Origin of the sequence: Pontibacillus chungwhensis BH030062, assembly GCF_000770675.1 — a bacterium.
Lineage (GTDB): Bacteria > Bacillota > Bacilli > Bacillales > BH030062 > Pontibacillus > Pontibacillus chungwhensis.
In genome coordinates this window covers 71,700-97,103 of sequence record NZ_AVBG01000012.1, presented here as the reverse complement: position 1 = coordinate 97,103, position 25,404 = coordinate 71,700, and the positions used below count along the sequence as shown (strand labels likewise).

At 40.7% G+C, this 25,404-nt stretch carries 24 protein-coding genes; 1 reads left to right on the top strand and 23 read right to left on the bottom strand.

What is annotated here, in order from left to right; genetic code table 11:
• Positions 1-7: 7 nt before the first annotated feature.
• The 12 genes from era to rpsU form a co-directional block, all read right to left on the bottom strand.
• Positions 8-910, bottom strand: coding sequence for a GTPase Era (gene era / locus N780_RS14780; RefSeq protein WP_036785789.1), 903 nt, complete (start codon positions 908-910; stop codon positions 8-10).
• A gap of 807 nt (positions 911-1,717) precedes the next feature.
• Positions 1,718-2,089, bottom strand: a complete 372-nt coding sequence (locus tag N780_RS14775) for a diacylglycerol kinase family protein (protein WP_036785786.1) — start codon at positions 2,087-2,089, stop codon at positions 1,718-1,720.
• Complete coding sequence (gene ybeY, locus N780_RS14770) at positions 2,064-2,531, bottom strand: rRNA maturation RNase YbeY (RefSeq protein WP_084599633.1); 468 nt, start codon at positions 2,529-2,531, stop codon at positions 2,064-2,066. Before ybeY ends, N780_RS14775 begins: the two co-directional genes overlap by 26 nt.
• 2 nt (positions 2,532-2,533) lie before the next feature.
• Positions 2,534-4,678, bottom strand: coding sequence for an HD family phosphohydrolase (locus tag N780_RS14765; RefSeq protein WP_232299547.1), 2,145 nt, complete (start codon positions 4,676-4,678; stop codon positions 2,534-2,536).
• Between the two features lie 60 nt (positions 4,679-4,738).
• Positions 4,739-5,698 carry a PhoH family protein gene (locus N780_RS14760; protein ID WP_036785780.1) on the bottom strand — a complete coding sequence of 320 codons (960 nt, stop codon included), beginning with the start codon at positions 5,696-5,698 and terminating at the stop codon, positions 4,739-4,741.
• 3 nt (positions 5,699-5,701) lie between these two features.
• Positions 5,702-6,889, bottom strand: a complete 1,188-nt coding sequence (gene yqfD / locus N780_RS14755; protein WP_036785777.1) for a sporulation protein YqfD — start codon at positions 6,887-6,889, stop codon at positions 5,702-5,704.
• Positions 6,890-6,898: 9 nt separating this feature from the next.
• Positions 6,899-7,192: a sporulation protein YqfC gene (gene yqfC, locus N780_RS14750; protein WP_036785773.1), complete on the bottom strand. Its 294-nt coding sequence runs from the start codon at positions 7,190-7,192 to the stop codon at positions 6,899-6,901.
• A 79-nt stretch (positions 7,193-7,271) separates the two neighbouring features.
• Positions 7,272-7,805, bottom strand: coding sequence for a YqfB family membrane protein (locus tag N780_RS14745; RefSeq protein WP_036785770.1), 534 nt, complete (start codon positions 7,803-7,805; stop codon positions 7,272-7,274).
• 34 nt (positions 7,806-7,839) lie between these two features.
• Positions 7,840-8,829 (bottom strand): flotillin-like protein FloA, encoded by a 990-nt coding sequence (gene floA, locus N780_RS14740; protein WP_036785767.1) that lies wholly within the window; start codon positions 8,827-8,829, stop codon positions 7,840-7,842.
• Between the two features lie 12 nt (positions 8,830-8,841).
• Positions 8,842-10,176, bottom strand: a complete 1,335-nt coding sequence (locus N780_RS14735; RefSeq protein ID WP_036785764.1) for an NfeD family protein — start codon at positions 10,174-10,176, stop codon at positions 8,842-8,844.
• A 146-nt stretch (positions 10,177-10,322) separates the two neighbouring features.
• On the bottom strand, positions 10,323-10,769 hold the full coding sequence (locus N780_RS14730; RefSeq protein WP_036785759.1) for a GatB/YqeY domain-containing protein: 447 nt from the start codon (positions 10,767-10,769) through the stop codon (positions 10,323-10,325).
• A gap of 15 nt (positions 10,770-10,784) precedes the next feature.
• Positions 10,785-10,958, bottom strand: a complete 174-nt coding sequence (gene rpsU / locus N780_RS14725; RefSeq protein WP_036785757.1) for a 30S ribosomal protein S21 — start codon at positions 10,956-10,958, stop codon at positions 10,785-10,787.
• Between the two features lie 314 nt (positions 10,959-11,272).
• Between rpsU and N780_RS14720 the strand changes: the two genes are divergently transcribed.
• On the top strand, positions 11,273-12,202 hold the full coding sequence (locus N780_RS14720) for a Na/Pi symporter (protein WP_036785754.1): 930 nt from the start codon (positions 11,273-11,275) through the stop codon (positions 12,200-12,202).
• Between the two features lie 78 nt (positions 12,203-12,280).
• Here the strand turns inward: N780_RS14720 and deoC are convergent, their stop codons facing one another.
• The 11 genes from deoC to N780_RS14665 all read right to left on the bottom strand — a co-directional run bounded on the left by deoC (position 12,281) and on the right by N780_RS14665 (position 25,393).
• Positions 12,281-12,952, bottom strand: coding sequence for a deoxyribose-phosphate aldolase (gene deoC / locus N780_RS14715; protein WP_036785751.1), 672 nt, complete (start codon positions 12,950-12,952; stop codon positions 12,281-12,283).
• A gap of 162 nt (positions 12,953-13,114) precedes the next feature.
• Positions 13,115-14,476: a tRNA (N(6)-L-threonylcarbamoyladenosine(37)-C(2))-methylthiotransferase MtaB gene (mtaB, locus tag N780_RS14710; protein WP_036785748.1), complete on the bottom strand. Its 1,362-nt coding sequence runs from the start codon at positions 14,474-14,476 to the stop codon at positions 13,115-13,117.
• Positions 14,477-14,480: 4 nt separating this feature from the next.
• Entirely contained in the window at positions 14,481-15,233 is a 753-nt protein-coding gene (locus N780_RS14705) for a 16S rRNA (uracil(1498)-N(3))-methyltransferase (protein ID WP_036785746.1), read from the bottom strand.
• A gap of 18 nt (positions 15,234-15,251) precedes the next feature.
• Positions 15,252-16,190, bottom strand: coding sequence for a 50S ribosomal protein L11 methyltransferase (gene prmA, locus N780_RS14700; RefSeq protein ID WP_036785743.1), 939 nt, complete (start codon positions 16,188-16,190; stop codon positions 15,252-15,254).
• A 29-nt stretch (positions 16,191-16,219) separates the two neighbouring features.
• The gene (gene dnaJ / locus N780_RS14695) at positions 16,220-17,344 is read right to left on the bottom strand and encodes a molecular chaperone DnaJ (RefSeq protein WP_036785741.1); all 1,125 of its coding nucleotides are present in this window, start codon (positions 17,342-17,344) and stop codon (positions 16,220-16,222) included.
• Positions 17,345-17,531: 187 nt separating this feature from the next.
• The gene (gene dnaK, locus N780_RS14690; RefSeq protein WP_036785737.1) at positions 17,532-19,358 is read right to left on the bottom strand and encodes a molecular chaperone DnaK; all 1,827 of its coding nucleotides are present in this window, start codon (positions 19,356-19,358) and stop codon (positions 17,532-17,534) included.
• A gap of 38 nt (positions 19,359-19,396) precedes the next feature.
• Entirely contained in the window at positions 19,397-19,978 is a 582-nt protein-coding gene (gene grpE, locus N780_RS14685; RefSeq protein WP_269746718.1) for a nucleotide exchange factor GrpE, read from the bottom strand.
• 122 nt (positions 19,979-20,100) lie between these two features.
• The gene (gene hrcA, locus N780_RS14680) at positions 20,101-21,144 is read right to left on the bottom strand and encodes a heat-inducible transcriptional repressor HrcA (RefSeq protein ID WP_036785731.1); all 1,044 of its coding nucleotides are present in this window, start codon (positions 21,142-21,144) and stop codon (positions 20,101-20,103) included.
• 87 nt (positions 21,145-21,231) lie between these two features.
• A complete protein-coding gene (gene hemW, locus N780_RS14675; protein WP_036785728.1) occupies positions 21,232-22,380 on the bottom strand; it encodes a radical SAM family heme chaperone HemW in 1,149 nt (382 codons plus the stop codon).
• A 155-nt stretch (positions 22,381-22,535) separates the two neighbouring features.
• Positions 22,536-24,359: a translation elongation factor 4 gene (gene lepA / locus N780_RS14670; protein WP_438942511.1), complete on the bottom strand. Its 1,824-nt coding sequence runs from the start codon at positions 24,357-24,359 to the stop codon at positions 22,536-22,538.
• Positions 24,360-25,045: 686 nt separating this feature from the next.
• Positions 25,046-25,393 carry a DUF3679 domain-containing protein gene (locus N780_RS14665; protein ID WP_036785722.1) on the bottom strand — a complete coding sequence of 116 codons (348 nt, stop codon included), beginning with the start codon at positions 25,391-25,393 and terminating at the stop codon, positions 25,046-25,048.
• Between the last annotated feature and the right edge of the window lie 11 nt (positions 25,394-25,404).

Here is a 25,404-nt window from a genome sequence, read left to right as displayed (position 1 = left end):
TACCAAATCAATATTCGTCTTCACGATATCCATACTCTTGTAGCTGATTAGCACGATTACGCCAGTCCTTTTGAACTTTTACGAAGAGTTCTAAATAAATTTTCGTACCAAGTAAAGATTCAATATCTTTACGAGCTCTTTGACCAATTTCTTTCAACATAGAGCCTTGTTTTCCAATAATAATACCTTTTTGACTTGAGCGTTCGACAATGATGGAAGCTTGCACATTCAACTTTTCATTCTCACGTTCTTCTATACCTTCAATCACAACCGCAATTGAATGGGGGACTTCTTCACGCGTTAGATGTAATGCTTTCTCACGGATTAGTTCACTAATAACAAAGCGTTCAGGGTGGTCAGTAATCATATCTTCCGGATAAAACTGTGGACCCTCAGGCATCTGCTCAACCATCAGTTTGAGTAAATTGTCTACATTGTTTCCCTCTAATGCAGAAATGGGGACAATCTCAGCAAAGTCGTATTTTGTACGATACTCATCAATGATCTTAATTAACTCATCTGGATGAACTTGATCTAGTTTATTTACAATGAGAAAGACAGGCTGTTTTACTTTCTGAAGCATATTAATAATAAACTCATCTCCACGCCCAAAGCCTTCTTTAGCATTAACCATAAATAATACAAGATCTACTTCGTTCATACTTTGTTCAGCTACATTAACCATGAAGCTTCCTAGTTTATGTTTTGGTTTGTGAATTCCTGGCGTATCAATAAATACCAATTGGGCATCGTCTTGAGTATAGACGCCTTGGATCTTATTACGGGTCGTTTGTGCCTTGTCACTCATAATGGCAATCTTCTCACCAATTACTCGATTCATAAATGTGGATTTTCCTACGTTAGGTCGTCCGATAATGGATATAAATCCTGATTTGAACTCTGATTCCATGTTGTATCCTCCATGCTTTGATGATTATTCCTTAAATCAACTTTGATTTTTTTCTATTTTACTACAAATTCACCTTCATTTCATGCAATCGACAAAAGCAGTTACGAAATTACAAGAAAACAAAAGGGATTCATCGCCCTACAAATTATGCGAAATTTCGATCCCCCACACCCCTTTTTTGCATTCACTATAACGCTATCGTTTCATTATTCTTTCTTAGTGTAGATCGGGTCGTTACGTTTGTTGAGTGCTTGGGGTGTCTGGGGAACGACTCGCTTTCCGCGGGCGAGCTGTCGAGCCTCCTCGGGGAAAGCACCCTGCGGGGTCTCGTCGACCTCTTTCTCCCGCAGGAGTCTCCCCGTTCCCCAGACACCCCTGGCTATTATTTTGCGAACGGCCCCGCGGGTGAAGGCTGAAGATATTGCTATATCGCATGTTTCCGTTACACCATATAGAGCAAAGGTGGTTCGGGAAATTGCGAGACTCCTGCGGCAGCAGGAGCCAGTCTAGTTCCGGCGTGGAGGACCTAGCGTGATAAGTCATCTTTTTTCCAAAGGCTGAACGCCTTTTCCAAAAAGCTGTCTTATCCGTACGGTCCTAGGCACCACGCCTGCACTTTTCAATCTAGGGGAGACCGCGGAAATCGCGGAGCGATTGAGGAGGCTCCCCAGCTCGCCGCGGAAAGCGAGTGATTTCCCGAATCACCTTACGCTCCAATAACGCTTACGGAAACATTCTCTCAGTTTAGAATCTTCAAGACCTCCACCAAATAAAAAAAGACCTGGAAAAAAGAGTTCCCAGGTCTTCTTAGAATAGTTTAGGAAGAAATATAATACACGCAATAATAACAGAAGCTAGTGCGGCAACGAGTACCGCTCCAGCTGATATATCTTTAATTTCCCCTACAAGGGGGTGATGCTCCGGGGATAAGAAATCCATAATTCGTTCAATTACCGAATTAATCATTTCTAATATAATTACCATTGCCATAATGGTAGTGACCGCCACCCATTCCCAGGCAGCTAAGTCAAAAAGCAAACCAGCCAGAACAACAATGGCCGATACAGATAAATGAATCCTGAAATTTCTTTCGGTCTTGAGAACTTTCCACACACCTTGAAAAGCAAAGGAAAAGCCAATCAACTTCTTTTTCTTAGTTTCGTTTGAGCCCGAACTCATGTAAAATTTCCTCTTGGCGTGAGAACATTTTCTTTTCATCCTCTTCGTTCATATGGTCATATCCAAGCAAGTGCAGGAAACCATGAAGAGCTAAAAAGCCAAGTTCACGCTCATAAGTATGGTTGTATTCTTCAGCTTGTTCCTTTGCCCGGTCAACAGAAATGACAATGTCTCCAAGAAGAAGTGGCATCTCAGCCCCCATGATCTTCATTTCCCCATCTCCTTCTTCTTGCATAGCGAAAGAGATCACATCAGTGGGTTCGTCCTTCTGACGGTAATTTCGGTTAATGATTTGAATTTCATTGTTATCAACAAAAGATACCGATAACTCGGCTTCATCTGTTATGTTCTCCTGATTTGAGGCGAAATCTAAGATGCGTTGAATTAAATCAATGTAATCTTCTTCTACAGAGTTCGTTTCATCGTGAAAATCAATGTACATGTTTATGCCTCCTTTACGGCCGCTTTAGTTTCTGGATATTGAATTCTTGAATGAAATATACCTTGTAACGTTTCACAAATCGCTGTTTGTATACGTTCTAGGTCTTTTAATGTTAAAGGACTATTCGACAATTGTCCATCCAAAAGACGATCAATGATGATCGAATGAACGAGGTTTTCAATGTCTTCTGGTGAAGGTGTTTTAAGAGAGCGAACGGCCGCTTCTACTGAATCACATATACACACAATTGCAGCTTCACTGGATTGTGGTGTAGGTCCTGGGTAACGATAGTCCATTTCTTGGACATTTTCGTTTTCCTGTTTAGCTTTGTGGTAGAAGTACTTTAAAAGGGTTGTACCATGGTGTTGTTCTGCAATTTCAATAATCTCTGCAGGCATCTTATGTTTTCGTAGCATTTCAGCCCCAATATAGGGATGAGCAATAATGATCTCCGCACTTTCCTTAGGTTCAAGCAGATCATGAGGATTCTTCATTCCCATTTGATTTTCAATAAAGTACTGGGGCTCTTTCGTTTTGCCTAAATCATGATAATAAGCCCCAACTCGAGCCAGTAAGCCGTTAGCACCTATGGCCTCACAAGCTGATTCACTTAAGTTTGCAACCATTACACTATGATGATACGTCCCAGGTGTTTGCGTCAGTATTTTTCGAAGCAAAGGGTGATTTGGATTAGACAAAGTAATCAACAGTGTATCTGATAGCATGCCCAATCCCGCTTCAAAGAATGGCATTAATCCAAATGTAAGAACTGAAGACAGAAAAGCGGATAGAACTGCATATCCAACCGTTATCGTTGTACCAGAAAGTGAAATAGGCTCATACGACAGCAATACAAAAACGATCACAACGACAATATTCACCACCGTAACTCCAAAACCCGCTTTAAGTATAGATGTTTTATCTTTTACATTATGAAGAAATATAATCGCTGCTAGTTGTGAGAACATAAAGTATATGCCTGCTTCAACATTTAACGTTCCGGGGATCTGTTCATTAAAAAAGATCGTGCCAAAAATCGCATAAACTATACTTAAAAATATAGCCATCCTTTCATGGATGAGAAGCGTTAATAGCATCGCCCCTGCAGCAACTGGTACAACATAATATAAATCATCAATAGAAGTTTGGAAAACACTCCCAAGTTTCATCATAAGAAAGACTAAGATACTAATAAAAAGGATTGCTAACACCTTACCATTATCTAATCCATCAGTCTTGCTCATCCTTTTCAGTTCATAAAGGAGGACTCCCAAAGAAAGAATGATGATTAAAATAAGACCTGAATATGGATACCAATTGCTTTTCCCATCTAATAATCCAACTAATTTTAACCGCTCGTATATATCATTAGAAATCGTTTCCCCTTGAAAAACCAAGACTTGTCCTTGCCTTATCATAACAGGGTCGACATCATTAGCTGCTTCGTTTTGAGCTTGAATTTTTTTATCTTCATCGATAAATGAATTACGAACAATCAAAAATTCAATTAACGATTGCACAGCCTCTTCTAGGTCAGGATCAAAACTCTCATATTGTAACTCATTCTTTACCTTTTCAATAGTTGAGCCAACATCCTCTTCTCGTACACCGGAGTGCAGCGCCTCTTTAAGCGCATTAGAGAGCATTTCCTCCGCCACATTTCGTTGTTCAGCTGGTGCATCCAACAAGCGCTCAAGAACTTTCGGGTTAACTTGTTTTGTAATATCTTCAGATAGCATAGATTGAAGTTTTTCGACTTTACTCTTTTCCTTATCGGAGTCAGTGGCATCTACTTTTTGTTCCTCTGATGCCTCTTGTTTATCAATCACTTCAACTGCATTAAAAATTTCTTCCATGTAGTTAATACGGGTATTCGTGATGAAATTTCTGATGGTGTACACGTCATCGACAGATTCCATAGCTTCATCTCGTTTTTCCTGCGTTTTATCTTTATCTTCTACACTAATCGGAGAGAGGATCGTATCTTTAGCCGTATCCAGTCTATCTACATCATAGGTTTTTGTTTGAACATTTGAAAAAGCAAGTAAAAAAATGACCAGCGCTAGGATGGTCATAGATGCTCCAATGGTGATCCACACATTTTGAAATACATTCCCCTTGATGAACTGATTCCACCAGTTTCTCACCGAATTCCCCTCCATTATCTTATACATAGAAAGAAGACCCTTAAAAAAGGGTCTTTCTACTTACTTTTCATCCTCATATGCATCAATAACTCGTTGAACAAGCGGGTGACGGACGATATCTGATTGTTCTAAGTAAGAAAAGGCTATCCCTCTAATACCAGATAGCTTCTTTTCTGAAGCTTTTAGCCCTGAAGTAACACCTTTTGGTAAATCTACCTGGGTAATATCTCCAGTAATAACCATTTTCGATCCAAAACCAAGCCTTGTAATAAACATTTTCATTTGCTCTGGTGTTGTGTTCTGAGCTTCGTCTAAAATTACAAAGGCATCATCCAATGTTCGACCTCGCATATAAGCCAGAGGAGCAATTTCAATCGTTCCACGCTCCATTAATCGAGCTGTATGCTCTGTTCCAAACAAGTCATGGAGAGCGTCATATAAAGGTCTTAGGTAAGGGTCTACCTTTTCTTTAAGATCTCCAGGTAAGAAGCCTAGACTTTCTCCGGCCTCAACGGCTGGTCTTGTTAATATAATACGTTTGACTTCATTATTCTTTAATGCCTGTACAGCCATAACGACAGCAAGATAGGTTTTACCGGTTCCTGCAGGCCCTATTCCAAACACTAAATCATGAGTTTTCATTCCAGAAACGTAATTTCGTTGACCAAGTGTTTTGACTCGAACAGGCTTCCCTTTTGCGTTTCGAATGATCTCATCTTCAAATAACGTTTCAAACTGTTGGAGTTCATTTTTCTTAGCCAAGTCGATGGCATAGATCACATCACGTTCAGAGATCGTTAAACCTCTACGAATGATTTTAAGCAACGCATGAAACACTTGTTCTACTAACATGACATGTTCTTTGTTTCCTGACACACTTACATGTTCGCCTCTCGTAACAATGGATACACTTAATTGAGATTCCATTTGTTTCAAATTACGATCGCCTGTCCCAAATAAGGCTAACGCTTCATTCGGATTATCTAATTGAATGTCGATTGTACGTAAATCTTCCTGCATGCTTCAGTCTCCTTGAGTGATAGGTTGAGGTTTAGAAATATCTTCATGAACTTTAAAATATAGGATTAATTTTACTTTACCATTCTCTTTCTGACGGTGCAAAACTTTTTGGGCGATAATCTTGGAATTTTGTGGGAGCTTTTGTTTCAATTCCATCTCAGCTTGTTTCACCCCTATTTGCAGAGCTTCTTCATCTGTGCGAGATTCTTTATACAACTCTGCTTCAGAAATCTCTTTAGAAGAGAAACCAATTGGTAACTCCCATTTAAATAAATAGAATGGTTTATTGTATTCCTCTTCATGCATGCGCTTAAACTCAGGTTCTTTGAATCCCCAAAGGGGCACTCTTAAGCCTCCCAGCTGTACACCATACTGGGTTTCTTTTTCACCAGTAATTACTTCATATTGCACATCAAGAGGGACAACGACTTCGCTTTTGTACCATGTCTCTGCAATGACTTCCCCTTCAGCGTGGACAAGTGTCGGTTCTTCTTCCCGCCCAATTGCTCCTGAAACGAGCAGGTCCCCAGACTCTACATAATCATTTAGTTCGACTGCAGGTTCCCCCTTTTCAACGTACATATCTACAATAATTCCTTTTTTACGGGCATAAAGACTTTGAGGACCACCTTCCTCTGGTTCTGTAACAATCGTTTTCTCTACCCCTTCTAAGTGGTAGGTTGTACCCTTTTCAGTGACACCGACCCACAAAAGTTCAGGTACATCAGCTAAAAGTTTTTGCTGCATTTGACCAGGGGTTTCAATCGTAAATTTCCACGCCCCTCGTTTAATTCCATAGTCTTCTAAATTCTCTTTAATTTTATACTCTACCTCTGGCGTAACTCCTTCGATCTTTATGCCCCACACCATGTTCGAAAGAAGAAAGATCGCAATCATTCCAAGTACAAAACCCGCTACAAGAGACCTTCTTTTAAGAAGAGAACGAATTAAGAAAGGAAGGCCATGCCTCTTTTTGAAACGGATTTTGTAATCCATTTGACTCCTGAGCTTCTTGAGGGCTGCTACATCTTCCAAACGCACATTGGCTTCACATGTCAACTCGTCTATCTTTTTCACATTCCAAACTGAAATTCCATTCTCAACACAACGGTTGAGAAAGAATTCCGGAAATTTCCCTTCAATCCTAAGCGTCGTGTACCCTGTGAAGAAAACCCCTTGCGTAATTTTCATACGTACCTCCTAACCGTTAGCCGTTTGATCTATAAAGGTCACTTCATGAATGGTTCCCTCGAGCAAGATCTCCTCAGGGAGCATCATGCGAAGCACAAACCCTTTCCCCTTGATTAACAACTGCCCTTGCTTCAATTTAAGGCGTAGCTCCTCATCAGAGAAAGAGATTAATCCCTTATGATTTTCCACATATGCATGTATTTGTCCGATGGTTGTTATTCTGGGTAGTTCGAGGATGACATCAGTTGGTAAATCAAGTTGTTGCGATAGCCAATTCCCTATACGTTGTTGCCATTTTTTCATCCGAGTGTGCCCCCTCTCACATACATATCTATGAAAAAAGCACGAAATGTATCACTACATTTCGTGCTTTCAATCAGGCTTATTTTTTTAAATGGGATCGGTAAGGATTCATTGAACGAGGTTTCCCTAACACTTCAGCCATAACAACACTTTCAGCAAGCTTCTTTTTTGATACGTTTTGCAAACCACTTACCTTTACAGAAGGTTTTGGCTTGCTTTCTTTCCGGTAAGGTACTTTTTCATCTCTTTGATAGCTTGGTTGAGTTGGTTGATCTGGTATCGCGTCATGTTCTCCTCCGATTTCACCTTTAAAGGCTTTCTCGTCTTGAGATTTCACTTCTGACCCTTTATCCTTCTGTTCACGTTTAAGGCTCCTATAACGCTCTCTTTGCTCTTCTGCGTATGTCTTTAAATCTTTCACCTTTTCTCGATCTGCAGAAGGTTCAGGTGAAGATGGATTCGTTTCCCTTTGAGGGGTCTTATTTTGCACAGGTTTCTTTTTTTGCTCCTTTTGCTCATCCTTACCTAAATTAGTGAGGAAGGCAAAAACACCGAAAATAATCGGTAGCAAAATTCCTATGTTGCTAAAGATAAGATCAAAGATATCTCCCATTCGTAATCAGTCCTCCTAAATAGGACTTCAAGCTCTATTTGTCCTCTTCTTCATTCTCGTTATTCATCTTTCCAATTACATCACGCATATCAGTATCCGCTTGGATGTTCTTCAGGTTGTAGTAGTCCATAACACCTATATTACCTGAGCGCAACGCTTCAGCCATAGCAAGCGGAACTTCCGCCTCAGCTTCCACAACTTTCGCTTGCATTTCTTGTACACGAGCACGCATTTCTTGTTCTTGTGCCACCGCCATAGCACGACGTTCTTCTGCTTTGGCCTGAGCGATATTCTTATCAGCTTCAGCCTGGTCGGTTTGAAGAATTGCACCAATGTTTTTACCGATATCAATGTCAGCAATATCAATGGACAAGATTTCAAAGGCTGTTCCAGCATCAAGACCTTTACTTAGTACATTTTGAGAAATACGGTCCGGATTCTCTAACACCTGATTATGGTCCTTAGAGCTACCAATGGTACTAACAATCCCTTCACCTACACGAGCAATAACGGTATCCTCACCAGCACCACCGACTAAACGATCGATATTCGCACGAACAGTAATACGAGCTTTCGCTTTTACTTCGATTCCATCCATCGCTACACCAGCAATAAATGGTGTTTCAATTACTTTCGGGTTTACACTCATTTGGACAGCTTCTAATACATCTCGACCAGCTAAGTCAATAGCTGCACAACGTTCAAAGCTTAATTCGATATTAGCTCGTTGAGCTGCAATAAGCGCATTTACCACACGGTCAACATTACCACCTGCGAGGTAGTGACTTTCAAGCTGATTTGTATCCACATCTACACCAGCTTTATGCGCTTTAATCAACGGATTAATAACGCGACTTGGCACAACTCGACGTAACCTCATTCCAATAAGTGTAAAGATACTAATTCGAACACCCGCTGCCAATGCACTAATCCATAGCATGATTGGAATAAACGTGAACAATACAGCAAGCGCAATAATAATAACTGCAATAAATATTATTGGTACTAAACCTTCTGATAACATAATTAATCCCCCTTATTCTTTTTCTTGTTTAATTTCTCGAACTACAATACGAGATCCTTCTACTCTGACAATTTTGATACTTGCCCCTGCAGAGATGAAACTTCCTTCTGTTACAACATCAATTCTTTCATCGTTAAATATTCCTGTACCAGATGGTCTTAGTGGTGTAACAGCTTCACCCATATTTCCTATAAGATCATCTCTATTATTTGATGAGAGGTAACCTTTCTCTGAGGAAGTAGAGTCACTTAAAACGATGTTTCTCAAAAATCCCCTGTCAAATCCTATCGTCTTGAATAAGATAACAGAGCCTATAATTGCCACAATAATAGCAATGAGAAGACTCATCGTCATATGCCCAATGTCATCGGTCGACATAAATAATGAACCTACAACGCCACCTGTTCCAATAATCCCGAGGATTCCACCCGGGACAAAGAACTCTAGAACAATGCACACTACCCCTAACCCGAATAAGATAATAGCTTCATAACCCGCAAGTCCTGCAATCATATGTCCATAGAAAAACAACCCTAAAGCAAGTAGTCCCATGGAACCAGCTATTCCAAACCCAGGGGAATAAAGCTCCGCAACAAACCCCAAGCTAGCTACAGAAAGCAATATAGGAACGACAACAGGATGAGTAATCAATCGGGCAAGCCGCTCAGTAAATGTGGGGTTAGTCGTTATGATTTCAGAGTCTGACAACCCTAGTTCTGATAACAATTGCTCTCTTGAATCTACTACTCCTTCTGCATATCCAACTTCTAGAGCTTCAGCTGCGCTTAGCGTTAGGTATTTTCCTTTTCCAGCCTTATATTTTGGCAAATCAATATCCGGGTTAGCCATTGCTTCTGCATATAACGGATCTCTATTATTCAATTCGGCTGCTGTACGCATCTTCTTTACCCAATCGGATTGAGCTTTCTTATTAGCTGCATTCCCATCTGAAGTTATAACTCCTGCTGAGCCCATGGTTGTGTTTGGCTTCATATAGATTTGATCAGCATTTAGTGATATGTATGAGCCTGCAGATAAGGCTTCCTGGACCACATAGGCGGTATTGGGAATTTCAATAGACTGAAATAAATTTGCGATTTCTGCCGCCGCATCTACCCTGCCACCAGGAGTGTTCACTTCAAAAATGATATGGTCCGCGCCCTGATCTCTTGCCTCATTCACACTTCTTTTCAAGAAAGAAGAAAGTCCTTTCTCCACTGTTTCTGTTATAGGAACAACATAAACCGTCTCTCTTGTTCCGTCTGCAGAGCTCGTTGGACTTAGGAATGATACCAACATTAACAATAACAACGACAAAACCATAGCATATCGTAGAAATCTTCTCATAATCCCCCCCCTTTCTCTTTTATTATATACGAGTTAGCAAAACTAAACGTTTCATGATAAAAAAATTTTATTTTATAGATTATCCATGCTTAATAAAAACCGACCAACATATGAAAAAAACCGCCTTATTATAAGGCGGTTCGTGTTTAAGATAAATGTTTTTGTACAAATTGTTTAACTAGAGAGCCATCCGCTTTGCCTTTTACTTTAGGCATAATGGCACTCATCACTTTGCCCATATCCTGCTTAGAAGAAGCACCGACTTCAGCAATCGTTTCTTGAACGATTGCATCTAATTCATCTTCAGAAAGCTGTTGGGGCATATATGATTGAATGATTTCAATATCTCTCTCATCTTTTTGCGCAAGATCGTCACGACCTGCACTTTTGTACTCTTGGAGGGAATCTTTTCGTTGCTTTATCTCTCGGGACAAAACAGTTAATTCTTCTTCCTCAGTCAATTCATCTTTTCCAAGTTTTAAAGCTTCATTTTGTAAAGAAGACTTCACCATACGGATGACGGATAGTCTTTCTTTCTCTTTGTTACGTAAAGCCTCTTTCATATCTTGGTTTAGACGCTCAAGTAATGACATCTACCTTACACCCTCTTACTTACGCTTTCTAGCGGCTTCTGATTTCTTCTTACGACGGACGCTAGGCTTCTCGTAATGTTCACGCTTACGATACTCAGCTAGTGTACCATTCTTAGATACGCTGCGCTTGAAGCGACGAAGAGCATCTTCAAGAGACTCGTTTTTACGCACGCGAGTGTTGTTTGACATGCTATTACCCTCCCTCCAAAGCAAAAAAGACAGTTTCAATGAACACGTGAGTATCTTTTCCTCACATGCCTCTGACAATTATAAACCATTCTCCAGACAGTTTCAACTATTTTTATTAAGGATCATTCGGAGAATTATATTGTCGTTGCTCTGTCATATCATCCACTTTAACATAAGTTGAGCAAGCAAGATAGAGGGTAATGCTTAATTTCGATAAATTGGGTCTCCCTTCTTCATTGAAACTTGGATAGTAACGTCCTTTTTCTGTCATGAATTCATGTCTTGTCCATAGTATGGTATAGAGGTGAACAACCGTGGCTGATCTAATTACACTTTTTACTGTTTTCTTAACCATTTTCTTATTTGGTATGACTGTATTAAGAGTTGGTTTGTATCAATTGTCTTATCGTAACATGAAAGTATTACTAGAACGGTTTGCAAATAACCCTTTGAAAGGAATGCTAGCAGGCATCGTTGTAACAAGTGTGTTACAAAGTAGCTCCTGTACCATGGTGATTGCTATTGGGCTTGTTGCTGTGGGGGTTCTCAATTTCAAACAATCTATTGGGATTATTCTTGGAGCTAATATCGGAACTACTGTTACAGCTGAATTACTCACCTTTTCAAACTCTATTCCTCTTTGGCCACTCTTAATCATTGGAGCAGTACTACTAATCATACCTAAACAAACATGGTTTGGAGCTGGCGGAATTCTATTTGGTTTAGGATGCATCTTTGTTGCTTTAAACGGATTCGAGTCATTAGCAGAACCTTTGAAGCAATTCCCAATCATTCAAGATAGTCTGGCCTATACAAACGACTATCCTAATGCCAGCATATTTATCGGAACAGCCATGACAGCCATTATACAATCATCTACTGCAGCTACAGGAATATCAATGAGCTTTTTAAACGAAGGGATTTTTAGCCTCACATCCGCTATTGGGATCATGTTAGGTGCCAATATCGGAACTTGTATCACTGCCTGGGTGGCTTCACTCGGAAGCAATCGTGAAGCTCGGCTTGTTGCCATGGCTCATATCTGGCTTAATGTCTTAGGCGTATTACTTTTTGCACCATTTATAGATGAACTGGCAGCTTTATCCCAATGGCTATCAAACGACCCAGCCCAGCAACTTGCTCACATCTCTGTTGTGTTTAATGTTTTGTCTTCACTAATTGTTTTACCTTTTGTCCAACACTTCACTAAATTTGTTATGTTCGTTCATAAATATAAAGAATGATGACCCTTATCACATAAGGATCATCATAAACATCAGAACAAAAAAAGGTGTCCTCTGAAGAGGCCACCCTTTTATTTATTAATAATCAGAAGTTCCTTGTCCACCAGATACGATGGATACACCAGCACTAGCTCCAATGCGAGTAGCGCCTGCTTCAATGACAGCATCTGCTCCTTCACGGTCGCGAACGCCTCCAGAGGCTTTAACTCCCATGTCAGGTCCTACTGTTTTACGCATTAGTTTAATATCTTCTACTGTAGCGCCTCCACCTGAGAAGCCTGTAGAAGTCTTAACGTAGTCAGCTCCAGCAGCTTTAGCTAATTCGCAAGCTGTTACCTTTTCTTCGTCTGTAAGAAGAGAAGTCTCAATGATGACCTTTGTTAAAGCGTTGCCTTCTGTCGCACGAACAACGGCTTCAATGTCAGCTTGTACTGTTTCTTTATCTCCACTCTTTAGAGCGCCGATGTTAATCACCATGTCTACTTCTGTAGCTCCGTTTTCAATTGCTTGTTTTGTTTCATAAGCTTTTAATTCTTTTGTATTGGCTCCTAGAGGGAAACCAATAACCGTACAAACTTTTACGTCTGTATCTTGAAGACGTTCGTAACAGAAAGGTACCCAGTAAGGGTTTACGCATACAGAAGCAAAGCCATATTCTTTAGCTTCTTGGCAAATCTGTTCAATTTTTTCTTGTGCTGTATCTGGTTTTAACTGTGTATGATCAATCATTTTAGCTAATTTAGCATCCATTTTAATCTTCCTTTCTTACTTAGGTTGTCCGTACCTCTTTCATCTTAGCATTATGTTTTAAAAAATGCTACTCCCCCTCTATTAAATCGCTTACTTTATTGTCTCTAGAAGTCTGTGTGTCATACATAAAAGACCTAGCTGAATACTCAGCTAGGTCTTTTATTAGGAAGATAACTCGATAGAATCGTCGGTTAAACTTGGGCGATCCATGACTCGGACAAATTGACCTGCGTTATAAGGATACCCAGCTTGAGTAAGCTTAACGCGGACAATTTCACCTACCATATCTTCTTTACCTTCAAACACAACTTTTAAATAATTATCGGTATAGCCTACATATCGATGATCATTTTCGTCATCTTTAAACTTCTCTTCTGGTATAACTTCAAGGACTTCTCCGTCATACTGTGATGCATATTCTTTAGCTTGTTGGTTTGATAATTCAATAAGTTGGTGAACACGGTCGTTCTTAACTTCTTCATCAACTTGATTATCCATACGTGCTGCAGGTGTTCCTGTACGCTTCGAATAAGGGAACACGTGAAGTTCAGAATAACCGATCTCTTGAATGAAGCGATACGTTTCATTGAATTCTTCTTCCGTCTCACCTGGGAACCCAACAATTACATCTGAGGTAATCGCAAGACCTGGTAACGCCTCTTTAATACGGTCTACCCGCTCTTTGTAAAACTCAGTTGTGTATTTACGACGCATACGTTTAAGAACAGTGTTTGATCCTGATTGGAGAGGGATATGCAGGTGACGTACGATCTTATCAGACTCACGAAGAACATCAATAACGTCATCTGTGATTTGGCTTCCTTCGATAGAAGAAATCCGAATCCGTTTCAGCCCATTTACCCTTTTGTCTAATTCACGTAGTAACATAGCAAGATTATAATCTTTCATGTCCTCGCCGTAACCGCCTGTGTGAATTCCTGTTAATACGATTTCTTTATATCCTGCATCCACAAGCTGTTGTGCCTGTTGAATAACTTCTTCCGGATCACGAGAACGCATCAAACCACGTGCCCAAGGAATTATACAAAACGTACAGAAATTGTTACAGCCTTCTTGAATTTTTAATGAAGCGCGTGTTCGGTCAGTAAAATCAGGGACATCAAGCTCTTCATATGTACGAGTTTTCATGATGTTTGTAACGCCATTGATGGGCTGACGTTCTTCCTGATATTGTTTAATGTACTCTAGCATTTTACGTCGATCTTGTGTACCTACCACAATATCTACCCCAGGAATGTCCATAATCTCAGCAGGAGATGTTTGGGCATAACAGCCCGTTACACAAATAACAGCATCAGGATTTTTACGGATAGCACGTCTAATTACTTGACGACTCTTTTTATCTCCTGTGTTCGTTACTGTACATGTGTTAATCACGTATACATCAGACGAGCGATCAAAGTCCGTACGCTCATATCCTTCTTCTTTGAACAATTGCCAAATGGCTTCCGTTTCATAATGGTTTACTTTACAACCAAGTGTATGAAAGGCTACTGATGGCATAGGATCACCCCAATTCCTCTAATTGATAGGACAGAGCTGAAAGAAAATATGTAGCAGCGGTTTCTGTTCTTAATATCCTTGGTCCCAAACGTACCGCTAGCGCCCCCGCTTCCTTCAGCGTCTGCACTTCTTGTTCACTGAATCCGCCTTCTGGTCCAATAATGACGAGAATACGCTGCCCTTGCTGAACCTGCGTAAGAACTTCTTTTAATGACCTAAATGAATGACTTTTCGCCTCATCCTCATAAGCAAATACAATCCAATCATAGCTAGCTTGAAGGGCTATTAAATCTCGCAAGGTATGCAATTGCGAGATAGAGGGAATCGTCGTTCGATGAGATTGTTCGCTCGCTTCTTTTGCAATTTTTTGGTATCGTGTTATTTTCTTTTGTGATTTCTTTTGATCCCATTTTACAATGGAGCGCTCTGCTTCAAAAGGAATAAATTGTGATGCTCCGAGTTCCGTTCCCTTTTGAATCACATGCTCCATTTTATCTCCTTTAGGTAACCCTTGTGCAATCGTAACAGAGGCTGGAAGTTCTTTTTGCTCTTCCAGCCACTCTACGATCTGACATGTGACAGCTTCTGTCGTAATATCAGTAATTTCACATTTAGCCAGGTCACCCTCTGGTGTACAACATAAAATGTGATGTTCAGGCTTCATTCTCATTACCTTTCCGATGTGATGGACATCTTCTCCGGTAATCACGACTTTAGAGTCATCCCATCCTGATGAAGGAACAAAATAACGTTGCACAATGGGCACCTGCTTTCTTTATGGTTTACGTGCGATAATAGATGTCCAGTCTTCCATTACATTTGTCTCAACAATTTCAAAACCAGTTTCAATAAGCTGATCCTTTACTAACTGACGTTTGTTCTTAATAATCCCGGACGTAATAAAGTAACCGCCAGACTTCAGTTTATTGAAGGCATCATCCGTAAATTGAACAATGATTTCAGCCAAGATGTTGGAAACAATTAGATCAGCTTCGACATCAACACCCTGAAGAAGGTTGTTTTGCTTCGACTCAATTTGGCCTTCCACTTTATTTAATTTAGCGTTAATCGTAGTACTCTTCACTGCGATATCGTCCAAATCAAATGCGTGAACATATTTTGCGCCCAGTAATACTGAAGCAATACTGAGAACTCCAGAGCCAGCTCCTACGTCTAGAACCAAATCATTTTCCTCTATATACTGCTCAATCGCTTGGATACTTAAAACAGTAGTAGGGTGTGTCCCTGTACCAAATGCCATACCAGGATCTAGTTCTATAATGATCTCATCACTTGAAACAGGCTCGTACTCTTCCCATGTAGGGATGATTGTTACCTTTTCTGAAATCTTAACTGGTTTATAGTACTTCTTCCAAGCGGTTGCCCAATCTTCCTCATTCAACTCACTAATTGTCACGTGGTTATGACCGATATTAATATCGAATTCGATTAGATTGGTAATTGCCTGTTTAATTTCTTCTACCGTTTCACCTAAGAAACTATTCACGGGAAGGTATGCTTTTACATACACACCTTCTGCCGGATAGTCGTCAGGATTTAATTCATAAATCTCACCCATAAACGTATCTCGCTCTTTCATAAGGTCTAGAGGGTCTTCAATGACTACTCCACTAGCCCCAGCCTCATGAAGAATGTTCGATATAGGTTCGATTGCTTCATTTGTTGTATGAATACATATTTCAGACCATTTCAATGGGATCAACTCTCTTTACTCTGGATTCCTTAGTCCCCTTTAAAGGCACGCTTAACACGTTGGAAGATGTTATCGTGTTGCTCTTCTGTGGGTTGGTTTCCACTAATATCATGGAACTCACGTAGTAATTCTTTCTGACGATCGGTCATGTTTGTTGGTGTAACAACACGGATCTTCACGTGTTGATCTCCATGACCATATCCACGAACGTTTGGAGCACCTTTTTCTTTCAAGCGGAATGTTTTCCCATTCTGAGTGCCTGCTGGTATCTTAAGCTTCACATTTCCGTGTACAGTTGGGACTTCGATTTCATCTCCAAGTGCAGCTTGCGTAAATGTAAGAGGCATCTCACAGAAGATATGGTCTCCTTCACGTTTGTAAAATTCGTGTGGACGAATTTGAACAACTACATACAAGTCGCCTGTAGGACCACCGTTTTCGCCCGGTTCACCTTGACCAGATACGCGAATACGCTGACCTTCATCAATACCAGCTGGAATAGAGATGTGGATGTTTTTACGTTTCGTAACTCTTCCAGCTCCTCCGCACGTATTACACTTATCTTTAATGATTTGCCCTGTTCCTTCACAGTAATGACATACACGGCGGTTTACTACACGTCCAAATGGTGTATTCTGTTCCTGGTTTAACTGGCCTGCACCTTGACAGTGAGAGCAAGTTTCTGGTTTCGTTCCTGGTTTTGCACCAGATCCGTCACATGTTTCACATTCTTCTTCTTTTGGAATTTGCACATCCGTTTCTTTACCGAATATAGCTTCTTCAAAATTTAACGTCATTGTATATTGAAGATCTGCACCTCTACGAGGAGCATTCGGATCGCGACGGCGTCCTCCGCCACCGAAGAACATGTCAAAGATGTCTCCAAAGCCTCCGAAGTCTTCGGCACCACCAAAGCCTCCGAAACCACCCTGGTTAGGACCTGCATGACCAAATTGATCATATTGTTGGCGTTTCTGATCATCACCTAGTACGTCCCAAGCTTCCTGAGCTTCTTTAAACTTGTCCTCAGCATTGTCTTCTTGACTGACATCTGGGTGATATTTTTTTGCTAATTTACGGTACGCTTTCTTAATTTCATCTTTAGAAGCATCCTTAGATACACCTAAAATCTCATAATAGTCGCGTTTACTCACTGAAGATCACTCTCCCGACTCTCTACTCACATAAAGTTTATATTAACATGGTTTCATATTCGATTCAAAGTTAATTCATTAACATTCTTCCCTTAACAAGGGAGACAAAATTCATGCAGTAAAAAAGTCAAAGCCAAGATACCCCCTGACTTTGACTTTTTTTATCTGACTAACCTAATATGGTTGCTTACTTCTTCTCGTCTTCGTTTACTTCTTCAAAGTCTGCGTCAACAACGTCTTCTTCTGACCCTTGGCCTTCAGCACCTTCTTGGGCTTGTTGAGCTTGTTGTGCTTGCTCATACATTTTTACAGAAAGCTGTTGTACTTGCTCTTGAAGAGCATCTTTCTTCTCACGGATTTGCTCAAGGTCTTCACCTTCAAGTGCCGTTTGAAGTTCAGATTTAGCAGTCTCAGCGTTTTGCTTGTCTTCTTCTGTTACAGATTCACCAAGGTCTTTGATTGTTTTATCTGTAGTGAAGATTAGTTGATCTGCTTCGTTACGAAGCTCTACTTCTTCACGGCGCTGTTTGTCCGCTTCAGCATTTTCTTCAGCTTCTTTAACCATTTGCTCTACTTCATCTTCAGAAAGACCAGAAGAAGATTTAATTGTAATGGACTGTTCTTTGTTTGTGCCTAAGTCTTTTGCTCCTACGTTAACGATACCGTTCGCATCAATATCGAAGGATACTTCGATTTGAGGTACACCACGTGGTGCTGGTGGGATATCAGTTAACTGGAAACGACCAAGCGTCTTGTTATCTTGTGCCATTTCACGCTCACCTTGAAGTACGTGGATATCTACAGCTGTTTGGTTATCAGCAGCAGTAGAGAACGTTTGCTTCTGGCTTGTAGGAATTGTTGTGTTACGTTCGATTAGCTTCGTAGTTACGCCACCCATTGTCTCAATACCTAGAGAAAGTGGAGTAACGTCTAGAAGAACAACGTCTTTAACGTCACCTTGAAGTACGCCACCTTGTACAGCTGCACCTAGTGCTACTACTTCATCAGGGTTAACGCCTTTAGAAGGGTCTTTGCCTACTTCTTTCTTAAGAGCATCTACAACTGCAGGAATACGAGTAGAACCACCTACTAGAAGTACTTTATCAATGTCGCTTGAAGACATGTTTGCGTCTTTAAGCGCACGACGAGTTGGTTCCATTGTACGTTCTACTAAACTAGAAGAAAGCTCTTCGAATTTAGCACGAGTAAGGTTCATTTCTAAGTGAAGTGGACCTGCTTCTCCTGCTGTAATAAATGGAAGAGAAATCTGTGTTTGAGCTACACCAGAAAGATCTTTCTTCGCTTTTTCTGCAGCGTCTTTAAGACGTTGAAGTGCCATTTTATCTTTAGAAAGATCGATGCCATTCTCTTTCTTGAATTCTGCTACCATGTGATCGATGATTACTTGGTCAAAGTCGTCACCGCCTAGTTTGTTGTCACCAGCAGTTGATACAACTTCGAATGTACCGTCGCCGATGTCTAGGATAGATACGTCAAATGTACCGCCACCAAGGTCGTAAACAAGAAGAGTTTGATCTTGTTCTTGGTCAATACCATATGCAAGAGCCGCTGCTGTAGGCTCGTTAATAATACGCTCTACTTCAAGCCCTGCAATTTTACCAGCATCTTTAGTAGCTTGGCGCTCAGCATCGTTGAAGTAAGCTGGAACTGTGATTACAGCTTTTTCAACTGTTTCTCCAAGATAGTCTTCTGCGTAAGACTTGATATACTGAAGGATGATAGCAGAGATCTCTTGTGGAGTGTGCTCTTTTCCTTCAATTTCTACTTTATAGTCTGTACCCATGTGTCTTTTAATAGACTGAATTGTGTTAGGGTTTGTGATTGCCTGACGTTTCGCAACCTCACCAACCTGACGTTCACCATTCTTGAATGCAACAACGGAAGGAGTCGTGCGAGAACCTTCTGGGTTCGGAATTACTTTAGACTCCCCGCCTTCCATTACAGCGACACAAGAGTTTGTTGTACCTAAGTCAATACCAATAATTTTACTCATGACAAATTTCCTCCTTTATCTTCATATGTAGAGCGAGCTTATTGATTCACCTTCACCATTGATGGGCGAATAACGCGGTCGTTTAGCTTATACCCTTTTTGAAGCTCCTCTACGACAACATTTGATTCATAGTTTTCATCTTCAACTTGCATGACTGCTTGGTGCATATGAGGATCGAATTCTTCTCCTACGGCCGGAATCTCTTCAAGGCCTTCTTTCTCTAATGCACTCTTAAGCTGTTTATAAACCATGTTCATACCTTCTGCATACTTCTCATCTTGAGCTTCAACTTGAAGCGCTCGTTCGAAGTTATCAAGTGCAGGTAATAGCTCCTCAATAAGTGATTGAGATTTATATTTACGGTCGTTCTCACGATCTTTCTGCGTGCGACGACGGAAATTATCATAATCTGCTTGTAAGCGTAACAAACGTTGGTACGTTTCATCCTTTTCTTGCTGGAGTTTTGCTACCTCATCCATTTCAGCAGCCTCTTCTTCAACAACTTCTTGTTCAGGATTTTCAACGACCTCTTCTTGTTCGACTTCTTCTGTTTGTTGTTTATTTTCGTCCATGTTTGTCACCTCCTCTAAAGCTCGTTCATTTACACCGGTTAAGAATATATCAGAAATTGAATCTAAACTAAACCGATAACCCTTCAATTTTGGGTATTTTTTATAAAAAGTCAATTCAACCTTACTTTTATAGTAAGAAGAGAACAAGCATCCTTAAATGCCTTTATCATCTATTCCCCAGTTGAACCTTTTTGATACCAGGAATGGAATGTTTCGGTCATACGATCAGAAAGTAAATTCAATAATGAAATGACTTTTGAGTATTCCATCCGAGTAGGACCGAGTAAAGCAATCGTCCCTAGTTGTGTGTCCCCTATTGAGTAGGACCCTGTAATAATACTGAGATCCTTCATGGCGTTCACTTCATTTTCAGTCCCTATCGATACTTTAATATCACTGGAATTGTGACGAAGTAAGTGAGCAATCTCTGTTTCCTCTTCTATCATCGAATACAGTGTCCTCACTTTATCAATATCCCTAAACTCAGGCTGCATGAGAATATTGGTCTTGCCGCCAACATAAAGCTTGGCTGGCTGTTCGTCAAATAGAGCAGCTCGTAAATACTGATAGGCCTTTTCAAATTCACTTGTATGCTTTTTAAGCAGTTCGGCTATCTCGGTATTCAGCTTATGATGCAAGTAAATAATCGGTACACCATTTAACCGCTCATTTAAAATGTTAACCATCTTCTCTAAGTCAGCTGGTTTAATTTCTACAGGGATCGTAAACGACCTATGCTCAACATGGCCTGTATCCGTTACAAGAATGGCTACAGCAGATATTTGCGATAAGGGAATGATTTGTAATTGCTTTAATTTCGTCTCGTATACTTCAGGTCCAAGAATAATTGACGTGTAGTTCGTCAACTCGGATAAAACCCGCGCAGACTGCTGAACGACTTGTTCAAATTCTACCATTTGATGATTAAATGCCTGTTTCACAAACGTTTTCTCTTGCCCAGATAAGTTAAAGGGTGACATCAAATGGTCAACATAAAAGCGATACCCTTTCTCTGAAGGAACCCTCCCCGATGAAGAATGGGTTTTCTCCAGAAATCCAAGCTCTTCTAAATCAGCCATTTCGTTTCGAATCGTAGCTGAACTATAGGAAACGTTGTCTTTCTTTGAGATCGTCCTAGATCCTACAGGTTGCGCAGACTGGATGAAGTCATCAATAATCACTTGTAATATCAACAATTGTCTCTCTGTTAACATGATGATCACCTCTGTTAGCACTCTTTAATTGCGAGTGCTAAATCTAATAATAAATTATCAAATGCCCCGCTCCTTGTCAACGATATTTCACTGAAGCTTTTCATCTTCAATCAAAAATTGTGCAAAAACCTCATTACCAAAGAGGCGGCCCTGTGTTGTAAGTGCAACATTGTCCTCTGTTTCTGTTATCCAGTTTTTCCTCTTTAAATAATCTAATTCACTCGAATAAAGAGAATGAATGGAACGACCGAAGCGATTCTCAAATTCACTCATAGATACTCCAGATGTTTTACGCAACCCGAGAAACATTTGCTCTTCCATCTCTTCTTTATAGTGCACGGGTTCAACGTGCAGTCGCGGAAGCCCTGTTTCCTTGCCTTTCTTTGTATACTGATTTAAAGGCTTGATATTAACGGTACGCTCACCAGGTAAATACCCATGTGCTCCTGCACCAAACCCATAATAATAATCATTGTTCCAATAGGTTAGATTGTGCTTGCTTTCAAACCCTTGCTTAGCAAAATTACTGATTTCATATTGATAAACACCCTTTTGATTCATCTCGTTCATTAATAACTCATACATTCTCGCTTCTTCTTCCTCTACGGGTTTATGCAACTTCCCTTTTTTATGACGAAGATAGAAGATTGTCTTCGGTTCAATTTGTAACGAGTAAGATGAATAATGGGGAAGGTCTAACGCAAGAGCTTCATCAATTGTTTTCTTAAATTGGTCATACGTTTGGCCCGGTAGTCCGTACATTAAATCAACAGACACGTTTTCAAACTGTTGCTTTTCAAACAGGCGAAGACTATCATAGACGTCTTTTACTCGATGATTTCGACCTAATTTTTCAAGAAGTTCGTCATCAAAAACCTGTACACCGAATGAAATTCGGTTTACACCGTATTCTTTTAGTAGCGCTAGTTTCTTCTCATCAAATTCACCAGGATTTGCTTCAAACGTATATTCTAAGGGAGCCTCAACATCGAAAGACTTTGCAATCATTTTGAGCAGTCTCTCAAGTTGCTCGTAAGATAGTGCTGTTGGAGTGCCTCCACCCACAAAGATTGTTTTCATTTGTCGCTTGTCTGTGCCAACTGCTGTTACAATCTCATTCTCTAATGCATCCAAATATTGATCTGCAAGCTCAGGATTGTAGAAAAATTTCGTGAAATCGCAATAATGACAGATCTTGTGGCAAAACGGTATATGAATATATGCTGATGTAATCATGTTTGTCACGTTCCTTTAAATAAAATAGCTTTGTTCACGCATCTAAAATAATTAGGTCCACATGCGTCACCCTTGAAGTAAAACATACAAGTTAACAAAGTTGAAAGCATAAAAACCGCAAGAAATCTCCTGCGGTTTTTACTCATTAATCCTTATTAATCGTCAGAATCCATTTCTAGCACGGCCATAAAGGCTTCTTGCGGTACTTCAACAGACCCAACCATCTTCATTCGTTTTTTACCTTCTTTTTGTTTCTCTAGCAACTTACGCTTACGAGAAATATCCCCGCCGTAACATTTTGCAAGTACATTTTTACGCATTGCTTTAATGGTTGAACGAGCCACAATTTTATTCCCAATTGCTGCTTGAACAGGAACTTCGAATTGTTGACGTGGGATTAATTCAACAAGCTTGCTCGTAATGGCTTTACCGCGATCGAATGCAAAATCTCTGTGTACGATAAAGGACAAGGCATCAATCGTATCACCATTTAACCAGATATCCATTTTCACGAGATTCGACGCACGATAGCCTGCTAAGTCATAGTCAAAGGAAGCATAGCCTTTTGTTTGAGACTTGAGCTGATCAAAGAAATCATACACAATCTCAGACAGTGGGATATCATACGTGATATTAACACGGTTGTCGTCAAGATATTGCATATCTACGAAAGAACCGCGCTTCTTCTGACAAATTTCCATCACAGAGCCTACATAGTCGTTCGGGACCATCACGGTTGCATTTACAAACGGCTCACGAACTTCACTAATTGACTGCGGATCTGGCATTAAGGATGGATTATCAACCGTAACCGTTTCCCCATCAGCAAGTACTACTTCGTAGATTACACTTGGCGCAGTTGTAATAAGTTGAATATTAAATTCACGTTCGATACGTTCTTGTATAATCTCCATGTGAAGGAGCCCTAAGAATCCGCAACGGAAACCAAAGCCCAATGCCTGAGATGTCTCAGCTTCATACTGAAGGGAAGAATCGTTAAGCTCTAGGCGCTCTAGTGCTTCACGTAAATCATTGTAATTGTTCGCATCAACTGGGAACAACCCACAGAACACCATCGGATTTAAACGTTTATAACCCGGTAATGGTACTGGAGCCGGATTGTCTACTCGGGTAATCGTATCACCTACGCGGGAGTCACCTACATTTTTAATCGATGCTGTTAAATATCCAACATCTCCAACCGTTAATTCATTTTTAGGAGTTGGCTTTGGATTGAACACACCAATTTCGTTTACTTCAAACTCTTTCCCAGTCTGCATCATGCGAATCTTTTGACCAACCTTTACAGAACCTTCCTTTACGGCAATCGACGCGATTACCCCTCGGTATGGATCATATAAAGAGTCAAAGATCAAAGCTTTCAATGGATCTTCTGGCTCACCAATAGGGGAAGGAATACGTTCTACAATGGCTTCTAGTATCTCTTCAATTCCTTTCCCCGCTTTAGCTGAAGCTAAAATAACCTCATCCTTTGTTACACCAATAAGATCCTCAAGTTCTTTCGTCACACGGTCTGGATCAGCCGCTGGAAGATCTACTTTATTAATAACTGGAATAATTTCTAAATCGTTATCTAATGCAAGGTAAAGATTGGCCAACGTTTGAGCCTCAATCCCCTGCGCCGCATCTACTACTAAGATAACCCCTTCACACGCTGCTAAACTACGGGATACCTCATATGTAAAGTCGACGTGTCCTGGTGTATCAATCAGGTGGAATAAATAATCTTCTCCCTTATTAGGAGAGCTATATCTTAATTGAACTGCGTTTAATTTAATCGTAATACCACGTTCACGCTCTAAATCCATCGCATCAAGAAACTGCTCTTTCATCTCTCGCTGAGTTAAAGCTTTCGTTTTCTCTAAAATACGATCGGCTAATGTCGATTTGCCGTGGTCGATATGAGCGATAATTGAAAAATTACGCACATTCTCCTGTTTAATCTTGTCGCTACTCACATTCATCACTCCTACTTTAATCCGAAACCATAGCTAGCTTAGATTATAGCAATGTAGAGGAAATACTTCAATAACGAAAAGCGCAGGCGGGGTGACCAGGGCCGTACGGATAAGCAAGATGGCGAAAATAAGCGTAGCTTATTGTAGTCATATTGCTTATCGCGCTAGGCCCTCCCCGCCGGAGCTAGATCTCATTCGAAAAGCGCAGGCGACTGTTCAGCAAAAGAGGAAGTTCGGTTAAAAACGGCACGTCAATAGCCAACACCGAACTGACCTGCATCCTGCAGGCCCGCATAAGCAAAATGCCGGAAGTGGCGCTAGCCACTGCAGGTAGTTTGCTTATGACGCTAGGGGCTAGGAGCAGGAGCTAGACATCATCGAAAAGCGCAGGCGGGGTGCTTAGTGGAAAAAGGAAGCTCGACTAAAACCGCCGCGTCCTGCGGCAACGTCGAACGACCCCACATCGTGTGGGGCCGGATAAGCAAACTGGCCGGAAATGGCGTTAGCCATTGGAGGTCATTTTGCTTATCGCGCTAGGCCCTCCCCGCCGGAGCTAGATCTCATTCGAAAAGCGCAGGCAACTGTTCAGCAAAAGAGGAAGTTCGGTTTAAACCGGCGCGTCAATAGCCAACACCGAACTGATCTGCATCCTGCAGGCCCGCATAAGCAAAATGCCGGAAGTGGCGCTAAAAGAAAGCAGAGAATATGTGATAGATCGTGTAGATGATTGTATTGTACACCCAATTCACTACTCTTTCTAAGGTGACAGCTAATTTTTGAAGGCCTCGGGCTTCGTTGTGGTCCTCGTATTGCTGTTGTTTTTCCTCAACAGATACTTGCGCGAAGTCTTTACCTAACACTTGCACTTCATAGTCACCTGTTTCCATTTTTTCCGTTTGAACAGCTTCTTGAAATGTACCACTTGAGAAGCCACGCATTTGAATCATCCCAATGCTAGCTTGATTCATACCGACCAAAACGCCACCGAGGAATAAAACTATCATAATTAGAAAGGTCACTGTGAAGCGCGCCATAGCGGTCATCT